The organism is Bacillus sp. 05T21, from assembly GCF_056396785.1.
In genome coordinates this window covers 46,622-60,270 of the sequence record NZ_JBFTMD010000010.1, presented here as the reverse complement: position 1 = coordinate 60,270, position 13,649 = coordinate 46,622, and the positions used below count along the sequence as shown (strand labels likewise).

The window sequence follows — 13,649 nt, the reverse complement described above, 5'->3', positions numbered from 1 at the left end:
TGGTAGGGCCTTTTAGTTAAAGGTGTTAAATTGGTAATATATTAAAATAAGTTCATAAATACTTGATAAGCAACACCTAGAGTTAATACGATAGCTAACAGTTGTGCTACCCATCTCGGTGCATTTAAATTTAGTAAAAGGGAATGACATATACTAAATGTAATGCCGAGTGTTAAAAGAATTGCGATAAGATATAAAATTAATAGGAATAAAGGTTGCTCTATGGAGCCGAAGTCAATTTTGGATGGATTCATGTAATATTTACCTCGTTTTATATTATTATATTAATATAATAATGAAAAATACAAGGAATTGGAAGAGTAATGTAATAAATACTATAAAAGAAAATTTGAAGTTATGGATGGAGTAGATAAAATAATCTTTGAAAGACTATTCAAAGCCAACATTTGTTTAAGTTTAATATACAAGAACGAACGTTCTTGGTATACTGGAAAATAAAAAAGGTGCGTTTACATGACAAATTTTAGTAATATAATTGAAAAACTAGATGAAATGATTTACAAACCTAATAATCTATTAATTACTAAAAGAAAAGAAGAAAAGCAAAATTCAGAATATGCAGGAGGGGTATTCCATCTGAATAATAGAAGCATCCGATTTAGGGTATCAAAAATTACGCCTAATAAGATGGGACAATTTGTTTCTTTTTGGGAGAAGAATGCCTCCATGAGCAATCAGGCATTTTCTTATGATTCAGCTCCTAACCTTTTAGTTATCACTTGTATAGCGGATAATAAACTAGGACAATTTATTTTTCCAAAAGAGATTCTTCTAAAAGAAAAAATATTAAAAACTCAAAACCAAAAAGGGAAAATGGCTATGAGGGTTTACCCTATTTGGGATAAGCCTGTTAGTAATCAAGCTAAGAAGAGTCAACTGTGGCAACTTCATTATTTTGTCGATTTAAGTGATACTGAAAATGTAGCTACAGATAAATTATTAAACTTATATTCATAGTGCATAATAAGAAAAGAGTTTTTTGGAATATTCAATTTTTTATAGGTGGATATTTGGAAATGCTAACAGGATAACCCGTTAAGTAAAGAATAAAAAGGAGCATACAAATAAAGTATGCTCAAAAAAAGATAGGCTTTATGAGTGGAGATTCTCCATACGATAATATATGCTCATTTCATTAATATGTGTAAAATATCAACAAAATATCAATAGAATATCAATTAATGAGTTATTTTAGTTTTTTAGTGAAGTCATGTTTTTGTGAAATGAAACAAGAGCCGTTTCTTTTGAAAGATGCGGCTCTTTTTATTACTTCGTTATCGTACTGTTCGAAACGATAAATCATAAAATTATACGATTAATAATTTGATAATGATCGGACTTCAGTTATATATTTCTTAAAGTCTGGATATTGAGATACAGTTTGGCAGGTAGGGGTGAGTAGTTGATTAATTAAAGATACATTTGTAATTACTTCGTTACAAGGACCGTAGAATGTAACTTTTAGCTTTGAATTCGGGGGAACTTTGAATACGATAGGGATTTTTTTCATTAAATAAACTCCTTATTTATAGAAGGTTTATGTGTTAATCTTCTTTTGAATGTGAAGACATTTAAATATAATATGTAAATTTAGTGTAGTTGCTTATTATAGATGCCATATTAGTACATGGCATCTATAATAAGCATATTACTTGAAGCTAGGAAAGGAAAGAAACATAGAATACTTTCCTTAAATTGCTTCATTACTATAAATAATGAATGTAAGAAAATAGTATATATGCCTTATGCAATTTTAAAGTTGTTACATATTATGGTGATAAGAATTGCATAAGGAGGTAGAATGCAAGAAAATGTACAAGTTGAGCTTTTACCACCGTGGATTACGTATTTTAATGAGCTTAAAAATTCTATAGGTGCTGATCCAACTGTAACAGTTGGTCCACTTATTCCAGTTGGTGGGAATTTTATTATTTTAGTACAAGCTATGAGTAATGAAAAAGCGATAGCATTAGCTACGCTTCTTAAACCGTTCGTGGAATTTGGAAATGTAAGTGTAACGGTTGTTGTTAGTAACGAAGAAAGTGTGATTGTAAATCCGCTTCCATGTCCACTAGATGCATTTGAAATTGCACATTTATTTCAAGTAGCGTTAGAAAATAATCCTTATTTTCAACAAGTTGTTGTACAACCACAGCTACCAGGTGGAGCGAATGTTATTTTTCCAGTTTTTGCTGCGAAAGTTATTCAATTTTTTAACGATGATATTTCAAACCTTTGTCAAACGTTTACAGGTGTTGCTGCCAATGTATTTCATGATGTAATGAACGACGTTGTGTGCGATATCCCTATTTTATTCTCTACAAGCTGCGTTACAAGCACTGGTGATGTACGATTTGTTATTGAAGGGAATATACAAAATAAGGATATAACACCAAAACTGTATTATTAAAATGTCTTTTTCTTGTACATAAAGAAAAAAATAACTAGACAGCTTTTATTATTTAGCTGCCTAGTTACAGGGAGATTGAAAAATATTGGAGGTCAGTTATGAGTCTAAGCTAAAATAGCTTACATATAGTATGCACACTATTTATAGTTTTATCCCGATATTTATAGTGAAAAAGTTAAATTTGTCTATTTAATTTAAAGAAAAATATTCTAGATAGGTTGTATATTTTGAAAAAATGATGAGATTATATTTATTTATTTTATGGAGAGTTTGTATTAGGCATATGAGTCTAACAATAATACAAGCTTTGAATAAGATAATAAAAAGGAGTTGATTAGTAATGGGTTATATTGTAGATATTTCGAAATGGAATGGAAATATTAATTGGGATATTGCAGCGTCTCAGCTAGATTTAGTTATTGCTAGAGTTCAAGATGGTTCGAATACGGTCGATTTTATGTATCAAGGTTATGTGAAAGAAATGAAGAAACGTAGTATCCCATTTGGGAATTATGCATTTTGCCGTTTTATATCTATTTCAGATGCAAAAAAAGAAGCGCAAGATTTTTGGAATCGTGGCGATAAAAACGCTAAATTTTGGGTGGCAGATGTAGAAGTTCAAACAATGGTAGATATGCAAGGCGGGACTCAAGCATTTATTGATGAATTACGCCGATTAGGTGCAAAAAAAATTGGTTTATATGTAGGACATCACACGTATGTATCATTTGGAGCTCGTAATATTGATGCTGATTTTATTTGGATTCCTCGTTATGGAGGGAATAAACCAGCATATCCTTGTGATATTTGGCAATATACTGATTCAGGAAATGTTCCTGGTATTGGAAAATGTGATTTGAATCAATTAATTGGGAATAAAAATCTTTCTTGGTTTATAGGTTCAAATCAAACAAATCAATCTAGTATTGGAGATAGTAAGCAACAAAATGGAATTGGTATTGCAGTTTCAAAATATGATGATGGATACGGCATTAATTTATATGAAAATCCTGCGAATCCGCAGTTTACAGGAAGACTTACGAAAAAAATCCCATATTTAATCTATAAAGGTTATTGGGGAGGTGGCGAAAAAGATATGATTTGTTTAGGTGGTGAACAACAGTGGGCTAAGTTAGAACATTTTAATGTACAATGGTTTTATGCATATTCAAAGTACACACCTGGATATGAAATTAGAACGTACGATGGGCCAAACGGGAATGATACAGGTGCGGTCGATGGGAAGGTCCCTTATCGTATTTGGAATCGTCAAGATGGATATATAGATATAGGTGGGAACAAATGGATCAAAGAAGAACATGTGCAGATTAAATGATGTTAAAAAGTCGGCTTTATGCCGGCTTTTTTATTTAATAAAGCTTGTCTCTGGCATGAAGAGAAATACTTGCGGAAAACACATTAATTTCACAATAGCGCTGTATAGTTCCTAATATACATTTATCAAAGTGAGGTATTTGAATTGAAAAAGAAAAAGCTATTTATGGGAACTATTATTGCATGTGTGGCGCTAACATTGTCTGCGTGTGGTTCCTCAGAAAATGTTGCAACATCAAAAGTAGGAAACGTGACAGAGAAAGAGTTAAGTAAAGAATTAAGGCAAACATATGGAAAAAGTACTTTATCTCAAATGATGTTAAATAAGGCATTGCTAGATAAATATAAAGTTTCAGATGAAGAAGCTAAAAAACAAGTAGAAGCAGCGAAGGAACAAATGGGTGACAAGTTTAAAGTGGCTTTAGAGCAAGTAGGATTAAAGAATGAAGATGAATTAAAAGAGAGAATGAAGCCAGAAATTGCACTTGAGAAAGCGATTAGAGCGACTGTCACAGATAAAGATGTGAAAGATAAACATAAACCTGAAATGAAGGTAAGTCACATTTTAGTGAAAGATGAAAAAACTGCGAAAGAAGTAAAAGAGAAAATAAATAATGGTGAAGATTTTACTGCTTTAGCGAAACAGTATTCGGAAGATACTGGTTCAAAGGAACAGGGCGGAGAAATAGCTGGTTTTGCTCCTGGTCAAACTGTGAAAGAGTTTGAGGAAGCTGCGTATAAATTAGATGCAGGACAAGTAAGTGAGCCAATAAAAACATCTTATGGTTATCATATAATAAAAGTGACGGATAAAAAAGAATTGAAACCATTTGATGAAGTAAAAGATACGATTCGAAAAGATTTAGAACAACAAAGACTGCAAGATGCGACAGGTAAATGGAAACAACAAGTAATCAATGATCTATTGAAAGAAGCAGATATTAAAGTAACAGATAAAGAGTTTAAAGATACATTTAAATTCTTAGATGAGAAATAAGGTTTAGAAGAAAAACAGAGATTTAGCATAATGCTATATTTCTGTTTTTTTATTTTCAATAGAAAAGGGAACTCATATAGAGTTCCCTTTTCGCGTTAGTGTGTGAGTTATAAATAGATAGTAAGACAATACAATATTACATTTAAATATTAAGAATTACAATAGGAAAATTTGGATGTAGATAAAAGGAATAAGCAATTAAATTCGCAAAATGTTGAAATGATAATGTTTTAGTTAATTAATTTTGTTAAATATAAACTAAATATATTTTCTTGGAGAGTGAATTGAGGACATAATTTAAAGAATAGTACATATCATATTTATTGGAGTATAAATTAACTTTATAGGAAGTGACATGTTGAACATTTAGTACAAAAGGATGTTCTTAATGATGATAAGAATTATTTATCCCGCTATTTGTGGGCAGTAAGACTCCCACCTCAAAATTCGGCGAATGCGAGGGAATTAGGTGGGACATCAACTGCTCGTAAAAGCCCGATTGGTGAAGGCTAATAATCAGTGGGTGATGGACAAAACCCCCACTGATTAAAGTTTCACTTTATTAAAATAGGATGAATATTTTTATATTTACTAGATTATTAAATTAATTTGGGGGAGAATATATGAAAGTTATTTTTAAGAGAGAAGGCGGTGGGAAAATTTTTGAATCATCTAATGAAAATGTAAGCGTTCTATTAGCTGTATTAAAAGAAACAAAAGGGATAAAGATTGGGATGGTTGAGTATGAAGTATTAGAATATAAACTGGAATATTATCGGAATCCGAAAAAAACAGAAACAGAGAGAGAATTACATATTATAATGCAACCCAAGCATATTCAATAAAGAAAGTGAAAAATTAATGAGTGTGAATCTTACTGCCTGCAAATAGCAGGATAAATGGTAGTAATTGTCGATATGTATGAAACTTATGAGGGATGAATTGTTTTACATCATAAGTTTCTAAAGCTTTGTGAGTTCGTTCATAATAAAAGTGTATGCTTTTGTTGAAGGATGGTTAATGAGATATAGCTGAAATTTGTATTCCAGAAAGAACGTTAGTTAGGATAGAAAAGTAAAATTAGAAATATAATTAGTTCAATAAAAGCGACTTCACATTAGGTGGAGTCGCTTTTATTGTTGCTACACGTATTCTATGATGCGATAGGAAGTGCAAAGAAATTTGATTAATAAAAGGGAGTAATAAATGAGTATGAATAAACTTCATATATTAAAGTTGCATTTTGTTTGAAAAATTTACATGTTGCACTTCCGGAAGAACGTTAGTTCGTGTATAATTAGAACGAATGTTCTTTTGGAGTGGAGATTTCTACAAATTCATAAATAGTTTTGAATTGGAAAGCTACGCTACATATAAATAAGAGATGGATAAAGTGTATTTAGAAGTGAAATTTCTATTCTTATGAATGGATAGATGTAGAAAATTGAGGAGTAAAGAAAATGAATTATGTAAAGGTACAGGAAAAAGGAAGAGAGTGGGTTCCGTTTACAGTAATGTCGGAGCAATTATTAAGTATGAAAAAAATTATTGGAGAGAAATTAAAAGTCCAAAGACCGCTAATAACAAATGAAGCGAAAGACAGCATTTCAGACAAATTATTAACTTCATTATTGTCTGAAGAAGAGATGTTAGTGACATATTTTGAAGAAGGATACGTACTTACGAGTTATATGACAGTGGTTCATATAAATCCAATTCAACAAATTGTAAAATGTACAGATGCATTTTATAAAACATATATATTTTCTGCAATGGACATAATTGATGTAACCTAAAAGAAGCTGAATTTTGAAGTTTAGCTTCTTTAATTTATCCAGCTATTTGCGGACAATTAGATTTACACCTCAAAATTCGGCTGTGAGTCAGGCTATCTGTAAAAACCTAATTTTTTGAAGAGGTGAAGAACTAAATGAAAAAGCAGCTAGATGCAAGCTAGCTGCTTAGTCCCAGGGAAAGGGAGAAAAAGATTGGCACTCAAAAAATCGACGATAGCTGTGTATCAGCCTGAGTATAGTATAGACAAATTTTAAAATGTTATACAAAAATGATTACAGAGCTGTTTAGGCCGTACCAACTTGGTTTTGATCTGCTAGATCAGAATCAAATGTATTAGTCGCGCTAACCCCACTAAAAGTGTTCACTACGAAACCAACGTTAGATGCGCCAGAGCCGTTATAAGCTTTCGTATTCTCTTTTGGGGAAACATTGTAGAAATCACCTAAGTTGAAAGATCCGTTACTATTTTGTACAACTAAATTCCCAACAACTGAGGGCATAATTTTCACCTACTTTATAAGTAATTGTTTGCATTACTATATGAAGGTACAGTCTAATTGGTTCATTTGACAAATATTCCGGAATAGAAAAATGTTTGAAGCTTTGTTTAATCAATCGAGCAAAAAGTATGTTAAAATTAATGAAGAGCTGAATTTTAAAAAGAACAAATTTGAATAATTAATATATACGGAATTAAAGGAAGCAAAATGTAATGGATAATGTTATAAAAACAGTGGATTTAACAGATGCAGAATCAAGTAAACTTGTTGCTTTTATTTATAGTAATGATGTCACATTGATCGAAAAAGCATTTTGTCCTAATGAAATAAAATTACATTTTAATGAAATAGCAATTTTATCGGCAATTAAAACCGCATATATTACGAAAGTATCTATAAGGAAAGAACTTGAAGCAATTTTTCACGATACAGGCGTTTTATTAGTAAAGCAAAATGTTGAAAGGAATAGTATTCAATCTATAACAATGCATTTTGAGCAATTTAAAAAGTTGCAAAATGAGATTGAGAATTTAAATAAAAGTATGTTATAAGACTAGGTGGAAATTTATTGATAGAGGTGGGCTCTGTTAAGTTGAAAAAGTGGATTGAAAAGTATTTGGATAAATCGAACCGTAAACATAAATATACTTTCATTAAGGTGTAACCTATATTTATCGATGTGAGAAATGTAGGGAATAGAAGATACAATTTAAAAATAATAGCGATACAAACAAAAAGAGTAACTATGATGGTTACTCTTTTTGTTTGTAATATATAATATTAAAAATACTTCTAAAGTATGAAATGAATTGATACTTAAGTGAGAAGTTGAATAAGAATAAAAAGAGTAATATTAATGGAAAGGAGGAGATGAAGTTGGAGCGAAACGACATTGGGAAACTTGTAATTATTACTGGAGTAACGCAAGGGTTAGGACGTGCAATGGTTGATAGGTTTCATGAATTGGGGTGGAACATAGTAGGGTGTGGACGCTCAAAAAATAAAATTGAAGAGCTTAATAAATATTACGGTGCTTCACATGATTTTCAAATAATTGATGTTTCAAATCATCACCAAGTTAGTAAATGGGCAAGTCGTATTCTTAATAAGTATAGGGCTCCGGATATGTTAATAAATAATGCATCGATTGTTAATCAAAATGCACCTCTATGGAAAGTTACTGCACAAGAATTTGAAAGTGTAATGAGTGTAAATGTGAACGGGGTAGTAAATGTCATTAGGGCGTTCGTCCCGGCGATGATAGCTAGGAAAGAAGGAATTATTATTAACATGAGCTCTAGTTGGGGAAGAGAAGGCGAGGCTGAACTTGCGCCATATTGTGCCTCGAAGTTTGCTGTTGAAGGTATCACGCAGTCAATGGCAATGGAACTACCAAATGGTATGGCAGTAGTTGCTTTAGATCCAGGTGGCAGTATTAGCACTCCAATGCTTGACTTATGTGCACCTCAATATGTAAAAGAATCTCCTACACCTGAAATGTGGTCACATAAAGCAATTCATTATATATTAAATATATCAATAGATAAAAACGGCGAGTCATTGACATGTCCGGCATACATTCATTGAGAAACTCCTTGTCAAAAAGAGCGCCTGAAAGGTGCTCTTTTGTATTATTAGTACATTATGTGATGCACAAAATTACATATGAAAAATAGAATAATGAATTAAAGGTGATATTTGTTTGTTTTGAATGTACTAGAAAATTTGAATATAGGTGATGGGAAATGAACCTACGCGATTTAGAATTGACAGGTGCCTGGTTTCAAGTAGGAGGAAATCTTATTGCAGCAATTGGAACAACTAGAGGGTTTGCAGGGGAAGAAAAGATTGAGTCGGATCTTGTTATTGTAGGGAGTTCATTACAAGCTCTCGGATATATATTACAAATTATAGCAACTAATGATGCGAAAGATGAAGATAAATGTGAGAAGCAAGAGGTAACTATAGATAATAAAAATAAAGCGCTAGCGAAAACGGGGATTGAGTTATTAGCTTTAGGTAATATTTCAAATGTAATAGGAACGTATTTTAATCTCAATGAACAAATGAAAGAAAATGATTTCCTTATAATTACTGGAAATAGTTTGCAATCAATTGGCGCTTTTTTAGGAGTAGAAGTAGCATTGAATGAGATAAATGGAATACAGTGGATTATCGTATTAGGGAATTCAATGCAAAGTTTAGGTGCGGGATTACAAGCATATGAAGGTATTAAAAATATATCAAAAGAAGAAAAGGGAAAAGAAGACAGTAATATAGATAAAGAAGATCAACGTATACTAGGGCTAATAGGTATTTGGATACAGGCAATAGGTACTGTAATTTCAGCAATTGGATTAACCGAAATAGTAGAGGAACAACGATTGGAATCTAAGAAAAGGTGATGAAATACTCATTTCAATGAAGTTTGGAGTATTTCAATTTTAGAAGTAGGACAAGATGGATGTGTTAATTGTTTTTGTAGGCTTTTTCATATAGGCGTAGAATATACATATAAACGAACAGGTGAAAATAGCTTGTTAACGTTAGTGAGAGGTTCCTCATTTAGTTATACTATTATATGTGATTTTTGTAATGATGAGTTCTTATATACGCTTTTAGAAATAACATGATTTCATAGGTTTGATAGTGTAGGAGATGGATGGGGAAGAATCGGAAAATAAACATTAAGGAGTTTTTCAGACATGATGTACTTATTAGCAATTCTACTTCCGCCGGTAGCTGTTTTATTTTGCGGAAAGCCGTTTCAAGCGATTATTAATTTCATTTTAACCTTAATTTTTTGGGTTCCAGGAGCGATACACGCAGTTCTTGTCGTACATGATAAAAAAGCCGACAGGCGACTTAAAAAACAAGTTCAGGCGTATGATGAAATTAATAAAAGAAATAGAAGGTAAATTGCGATTGGCATACAAAAAAGAAAGGGGATTTGATTCGCCTTTCTTTTTTGTATGCCAATCAAGTTTAAATTTTAGTATAGCGGTAAGAATTTTTAATATAAGTATTATGATAATAACTTTTAGAGTGTGCGTTTAATAAACCGGTGTAAATGCTTTCTGGCACATTAAAGAAATCATACATACCATTCATTAGTTGAATACGTAAAATCATAGAAAAAGGATTATAGCCAACAGCAACTAATTTTTTTGAAATAACGGGAGATAGCTTCATCATTACGCAACTCCTTATTTTTCATTTTAGATGGTTTCTTGTAGAGAAGGGGATTGTCGTGTTGAAATCCTAATAATTAAAGGAGTATTATACTTATATGCAATATATTAAATGTTTGTTATACGTAATTATAAGGAAGTTCACACGAAGTACATATCGTTGTGCTATTTTTATTTCACCTTTGATTTATAAATAAGAAAATATTGACCATTTGAAAAAAAGGTATATTATTTATACGAGGTATTAAAAATCCACTTCTTACATTCTATGCTTTAAGGGGCAGTATTATTAGAAAAAATAGAAGTGAAAATAGTTTGTATAAGAAGTATTCTAAAATGTATAATCTGTGAATTGGGAAAATATTGAATGCTCCAGGTCAATATACTTTCTTGATTAAATGTATTTGGGAAAGTGACCTCAATATTTTCAAGTAAATCAACGGGAGAATTGAAAGGCAGGAGAAAGTAACATGTCAGAAAATTATYGTTCTCGAGAGGAGCGACGACAAGTTCAAAAGAAAAAACAGCCAGCTTCTAAAAAAACAAAACCAAAAGGTAAAACATCGTTTTTTCGTAAATTTTTAATCAGTTGTTTACTACTTGGTATTGTAGGTTTAGTGGCAGGGGTTGCTACCTTTTTCGTAATGATTAAGGATGCACCAAAACTTGAGAAAGCAAAACTTGTTAATCCGTTATCCTCAAAAATTTATGATAAAGACGGGAATTTGGTATATGAATATGGGAAAGAAAAGCGGACGAATGTTACGTATGATCAAATCCCAAAATTAGTAGAAAATGCATTTTTAGCAACAGAAGATTCGCGTTTTTATGAGCATAGCGGAGTAGATTTTAAAGGTACTGCTCGTGCAGTTTTAGTTAGTCTTAAGGGAGATTATGGCTCTCAAGGTGGTAGTACGATAACGCAGCAAGTTATTAAAAACTACTTCTTATCGATGGAAAAAACGTCAAAACGTAAGGTTCAGGAAATATATTTAGCGTATAAGCTAGAACAACAATATTCAAAACATGAAATATTAGAGATGTATTTAAATAAAATTAATTTAGGAAACCGTTCATATGGAATCGCAACAGCAGCACAAAACTACTACGGTAAAGAATTGAAAGATTTAACATTACCAGAAGTTGCGATGCTAGCTGGCTTACCAAAAGCACCGAATAACTATGACCCAACGAAAAAAGAAAATGTTCAAAGGGCAACAGAAAGAAGAAATACTGTACTAAACTTAATGAATAGACATGGTTATATTACAAAGGCAGAAATGGAAGAAGCATCGAAAGTACCAGTGGATAAAAATATTAAGAGTGCAGCTGAACTACAAGCGATGCCATATACTGCATTTATGGATGCAGTAGTGAAAGAAGTAGAAAAGGAAATACCAGATGTTAATATTGGATCTGATGGTTTAGAAATTTATACAACATTGGATCCAAAAGCACAGAAATTAGCTGATAATATTTTGAATACAAATATTATTAATTATCCAAATGATAAATTCCAAGGTGCTTTCACATTTATGGATACGAAAACTGGAGAAGTTCGCGCTATAGGTAGTGGGCGCGGTGAAAATAAAGCAGTATTTAAAGGGCATAATATGGCGATTGAATTAGATCGTGCAGCTGGTTCAACGATGAAACCAATTTTTGATTACGCTCCTGCAATTGAATATTTAAAATGGGCTACTTATCATCAAATTGATGACTCTCCATTTAAGTATTCAACTGGCCAAGAAGTTAGAAATGCAGATAGAAGTCATTTAGGGCCAATCTCAATGCGTGAAGCACTAACAAAGTCACGTAATATCCCAGCTATTAAAACAGCTAAAGAGGTAGGTATTAGTAAATCGAAAGAGTTCTCTGAGAAATTAGGTATTACATTTAATGTAGCACCGACAGAATCAACAGCGATCGGTACAAATGAAGCGTCACCAACTGAAATTGCAGGTGCTTATGCGGCATTTGGGAATGACGGTAAGTATACGAAGCCGCATTTTGTTAAGAAAGTAGTTTATCCAGACGGCAAGTCACAAAGTTTTGGACAAAAACCAAAATCAGTTATGGCGGATTCTACAGCATATATGATTACTGATATGCTTCGTTCTGTAGTTACATCAGGTACTGGTACATCGGCAAATGTGGCCTCTTTAGATGTAGCTGGTAAAACAGGTACAACTAACTATTCTTCAAAACAACTAGCACAATATGGAATTCCAGAAAGTGCAACTCGTGATAGTTGGTTTGCAGGATATACACCGCAATATACGATGGCAGTATGGACTGGATATACGAAAGATGGTAAAGACGAGTATATTAGTAGTAAAAATACGAAAATTGCACAGTTGATCTTTAAAGAAATGATGAGCGAGATGGCTACAGATAAATCACGCTTTAAAATGCCAAGTAGTGTTATTCAAGAAGGTAGTGAATTGCGTATAAAAGGTGAAAAACGTGATTCATCTCCAAATACTAGCGTACCGGATACAACGGAACAACCAAAACAAGATCAACAGCAAAAAACTGAAGAAGAGAAAAATCAAGAGGAATTAAAGAAACAGGAAGAACTTAAGAAACAAGAAGAGCAAAAGAAACAAGATGAACTTAAGAAGCAAGAAGAGCAAAAGAAACAAGATGAATTAAATAAGCAAAATGAACAAAACAATGGAAATGGTCAAGGAACTCCAAATCCACCAACTAATGGAGGTGGCCAAGGAACTCCAAATCCACCAACCACTGGAGGTGGCCAAGGAACTCCAAATCCACCAACCACTGGAGGTGGTCAAGGAACTCCAAATCCGCCAACCACTGGAGGTGACCAAGGAACTCCAAATCCACCAACCACTGGAGGTGGCCAAGGAACTCCAAATCCACCAACCACTGGAGGTGGCCAAGAAACTCCAACCCCACCAACTACGGGCGGGAACACAGGAGAGGCTCCTTCCAATAATGGACAATAAATAATGCATTTTAAAAGCACCGAAGGTACCGGGAAAAACGGTTTCTTTGGTGCTTTTTGTATTATAAAGAGTAATATTATTTTTAAATATTAAAAGTACCATAGAAATTTTGAAAGTAAATTGATGGGAAATGATAAAAAATTTGAGTTGGCGGTATTGGATAACTAGGGCCATAAAAAGTAGTACTACTCGGGTGTGTACCATGATGCCAAAATGAAGGGGTGACTTGGTCAGTCGATTGATATTGTTGCCAAGCGGCAGGAAGTTCGATACCAACATCAGAACTAGCTGTATGAACGGTAGGAACATGTATTGAGGGAGCTGCTGGGACAACGGCGGTTATTCTTGGGGATACCCACATGAAAACGATCACTCCTAAGTTTCAATGATAAAGTAGTATATTCTTTTAATGCTTATAAAGGTACA

At 32.7% G+C, this 13,649-nt stretch carries 16 protein-coding genes; 11 read left to right on the top strand and 5 right to left on the bottom strand.

Features of this window, described 5'->3' with window-relative positions:
- Window positions 1-41 precede the first annotated feature (41 nt).
- A complete protein-coding gene (locus AC1DKZ_RS18295) occupies window positions 42-254 on the bottom strand; it encodes a hypothetical protein (protein ID WP_219302194.1) in 213 nt (70 codons plus the stop codon).
- A 220-nt stretch (window positions 255-474) separates the two neighbouring features.
- On the opposite strand from AC1DKZ_RS18295, the gene AC1DKZ_RS18290 reads away from it, so the two are divergent.
- Entirely contained in the window at window positions 475-978 is a 504-nt protein-coding gene (locus tag AC1DKZ_RS18290; protein ID WP_219302195.1) for a MepB family protein, read from the top strand.
- A gap of 358 nt (window positions 979-1,336) precedes the next feature.
- On the opposite strand, the gene AC1DKZ_RS18285 is transcribed toward AC1DKZ_RS18290, so the two are convergent.
- Complete coding sequence (locus AC1DKZ_RS18285; protein WP_113937811.1) at window positions 1,337-1,531, bottom strand: hypothetical protein; 195 nt, start codon at window positions 1,529-1,531, stop codon at window positions 1,337-1,339.
- A 291-nt stretch (window positions 1,532-1,822) separates the two neighbouring features.
- Here AC1DKZ_RS18285 and AC1DKZ_RS18280 point away from each other — a divergent pair, with 291 nt between their 5' ends.
- The 5 genes from AC1DKZ_RS18280 to AC1DKZ_RS18260 all read left to right on the top strand — a co-directional run bounded on the left by AC1DKZ_RS18280 (window position 1,823) and on the right by AC1DKZ_RS18260 (window position 6,559).
- Complete coding sequence (locus AC1DKZ_RS18280; protein WP_113937812.1) at window positions 1,823-2,431, top strand: hypothetical protein; 609 nt, start codon at window positions 1,823-1,825, stop codon at window positions 2,429-2,431.
- Window positions 2,432-2,771: 340 nt separating this feature from the next.
- Complete coding sequence (locus AC1DKZ_RS18275; RefSeq protein ID WP_476996795.1) at window positions 2,772-3,767, top strand: glycoside hydrolase family 25 protein; 996 nt, start codon at window positions 2,772-2,774, stop codon at window positions 3,765-3,767.
- Window positions 3,768-3,911: 144 nt separating this feature from the next.
- On the top strand, window positions 3,912-4,763 hold the full coding sequence (locus AC1DKZ_RS18270) for a peptidylprolyl isomerase PrsA (RefSeq protein WP_476996794.1): 852 nt from the start codon (window positions 3,912-3,914) through the stop codon (window positions 4,761-4,763).
- A gap of 623 nt (window positions 4,764-5,386) precedes the next feature.
- Window positions 5,387-5,608 (top strand): hypothetical protein, encoded by a 222-nt coding sequence (locus AC1DKZ_RS18265; protein WP_219302199.1) that lies wholly within the window; start codon window positions 5,387-5,389, stop codon window positions 5,606-5,608.
- Between the two features lie 615 nt (window positions 5,609-6,223).
- The gene (locus AC1DKZ_RS18260) at window positions 6,224-6,559 is read left to right on the top strand and encodes a YolD-like family protein (protein WP_476996793.1); all 336 of its coding nucleotides are present in this window, start codon (window positions 6,224-6,226) and stop codon (window positions 6,557-6,559) included.
- 285 nt (window positions 6,560-6,844) lie between these two features.
- Here AC1DKZ_RS18260 and gerPF read toward each other — a convergent pair whose 3' ends face one another.
- The gene (gene gerPF / locus AC1DKZ_RS18255; protein ID WP_001141569.1) at window positions 6,845-7,060 is read right to left on the bottom strand and encodes a spore germination protein GerPF; all 216 of its coding nucleotides are present in this window, start codon (window positions 7,058-7,060) and stop codon (window positions 6,845-6,847) included.
- 212 nt (window positions 7,061-7,272) lie between these two features.
- On the opposite strand from gerPF, the gene AC1DKZ_RS18250 reads away from it, so the two are divergent.
- The 4 genes from AC1DKZ_RS18250 (at window position 7,273) to AC1DKZ_RS18235 (ending at window position 9,978) form a co-directional block, all read left to right on the top strand.
- Window positions 7,273-7,611 carry a hypothetical protein gene (locus AC1DKZ_RS18250; protein WP_113937815.1) on the top strand — a complete coding sequence of 113 codons (339 nt, stop codon included), beginning with the start codon at window positions 7,273-7,275 and terminating at the stop codon, window positions 7,609-7,611.
- A 325-nt stretch (window positions 7,612-7,936) separates the two neighbouring features.
- Window positions 7,937-8,647, top strand: coding sequence for an SDR family oxidoreductase (locus tag AC1DKZ_RS18245; protein WP_113937816.1), 711 nt, complete (start codon window positions 7,937-7,939; stop codon window positions 8,645-8,647).
- Window positions 8,648-8,805: 158 nt separating this feature from the next.
- Window positions 8,806-9,465 carry a DUF6944 family repetitive protein gene (locus AC1DKZ_RS18240; RefSeq protein WP_219302202.1) on the top strand — a complete coding sequence of 220 codons (660 nt, stop codon included), beginning with the start codon at window positions 8,806-8,808 and terminating at the stop codon, window positions 9,463-9,465.
- A 300-nt stretch (window positions 9,466-9,765) separates the two neighbouring features.
- Entirely contained in the window at window positions 9,766-9,978 is a 213-nt protein-coding gene (locus AC1DKZ_RS18235) for a YqaE/Pmp3 family membrane protein (protein ID WP_002085763.1), read from the top strand.
- A 67-nt stretch (window positions 9,979-10,045) separates the two neighbouring features.
- Here AC1DKZ_RS18235 and AC1DKZ_RS18230 read toward each other — a convergent pair whose 3' ends face one another.
- The gene (locus AC1DKZ_RS18230) at window positions 10,046-10,255 is read right to left on the bottom strand and encodes a KTSC domain-containing protein (protein ID WP_476996792.1); all 210 of its coding nucleotides are present in this window, start codon (window positions 10,253-10,255) and stop codon (window positions 10,046-10,048) included.
- Window positions 10,256-10,721: 466 nt separating this feature from the next.
- On the opposite strand from AC1DKZ_RS18230, the gene AC1DKZ_RS18225 reads away from it, so the two are divergent.
- Window positions 10,722-13,223, top strand: a complete 2,502-nt coding sequence (locus AC1DKZ_RS18225; RefSeq protein ID WP_476996791.1) for a PBP1A family penicillin-binding protein — start codon at window positions 10,722-10,724, stop codon at window positions 13,221-13,223.
- Window positions 13,224-13,305: 82 nt separating this feature from the next.
- On the opposite strand, the gene AC1DKZ_RS18220 is transcribed toward AC1DKZ_RS18225, so the two are convergent.
- Window positions 13,306-13,584 carry a hypothetical protein gene (locus AC1DKZ_RS18220; RefSeq protein WP_404442884.1) on the bottom strand — a complete coding sequence of 93 codons (279 nt, stop codon included), beginning with the start codon at window positions 13,582-13,584 and terminating at the stop codon, window positions 13,306-13,308.
- Window positions 13,585-13,649 lie beyond the last annotated feature (65 nt).

Excerpts from the sequence above, each read along its gene's own strand:
- AC1DKZ_RS18295 (WP_219302194.1), bottom strand. The coding sequence starts at position 254 with ATGAATCCATCCAAAATTGACTTCGGCTCCATAGAGCAACCTTTATTC.
- AC1DKZ_RS18290 (WP_219302195.1), top strand. The coding sequence starts at position 475 with ATGACAAATTTTAGTAATATAATTGAAAAACTAGATGAAATGATTTAC.
- AC1DKZ_RS18285 (WP_113937811.1), bottom strand. The coding sequence starts at position 1,531 with ATGAAAAAAATCCCTATCGTATTCAAAGTTCCCCCGAATTCAAAGCTA.
- AC1DKZ_RS18280 (WP_113937812.1), top strand. The coding sequence starts at position 1,823 with ATGCAAGAAAATGTACAAGTTGAGCTTTTACCACCGTGGATTACGTAT.
- AC1DKZ_RS18275 (WP_476996795.1), top strand. The coding sequence starts at position 2,772 with ATGGGTTATATTGTAGATATTTCGAAATGGAATGGAAATATTAATTGG.
- AC1DKZ_RS18265 (WP_219302199.1), top strand. The coding sequence starts at position 5,387 with ATGAAAGTTATTTTTAAGAGAGAAGGCGGTGGGAAAATTTTTGAATCA.
- AC1DKZ_RS18260 (WP_476996793.1), top strand. The coding sequence starts at position 6,224 with ATGAATTATGTAAAGGTACAGGAAAAAGGAAGAGAGTGGGTTCCGTTT.
- gerPF (WP_001141569.1), bottom strand. The coding sequence starts at position 7,060 with ATGCCCTCAGTTGTTGGGAATTTAGTTGTACAAAATAGTAACGGATCT.
- AC1DKZ_RS18250 (WP_113937815.1), top strand. The coding sequence starts at position 7,273 with ATGGATAATGTTATAAAAACAGTGGATTTAACAGATGCAGAATCAAGT.
- AC1DKZ_RS18240 (WP_219302202.1), top strand. The coding sequence starts at position 8,806 with ATGAACCTACGCGATTTAGAATTGACAGGTGCCTGGTTTCAAGTAGGA.
- AC1DKZ_RS18235 (WP_002085763.1), top strand. The coding sequence starts at position 9,766 with ATGATGTACTTATTAGCAATTCTACTTCCGCCGGTAGCTGTTTTATTT.
- AC1DKZ_RS18230 (WP_476996792.1), bottom strand. The coding sequence starts at position 10,255 with ATGATGAAGCTATCTCCCGTTATTTCAAAAAAATTAGTTGCTGTTGGC.
- AC1DKZ_RS18220 (WP_404442884.1), bottom strand. The coding sequence starts at position 13,584 with ATGTGGGTATCCCCAAGAATAACCGCCGTTGTCCCAGCAGCTCCCTCA.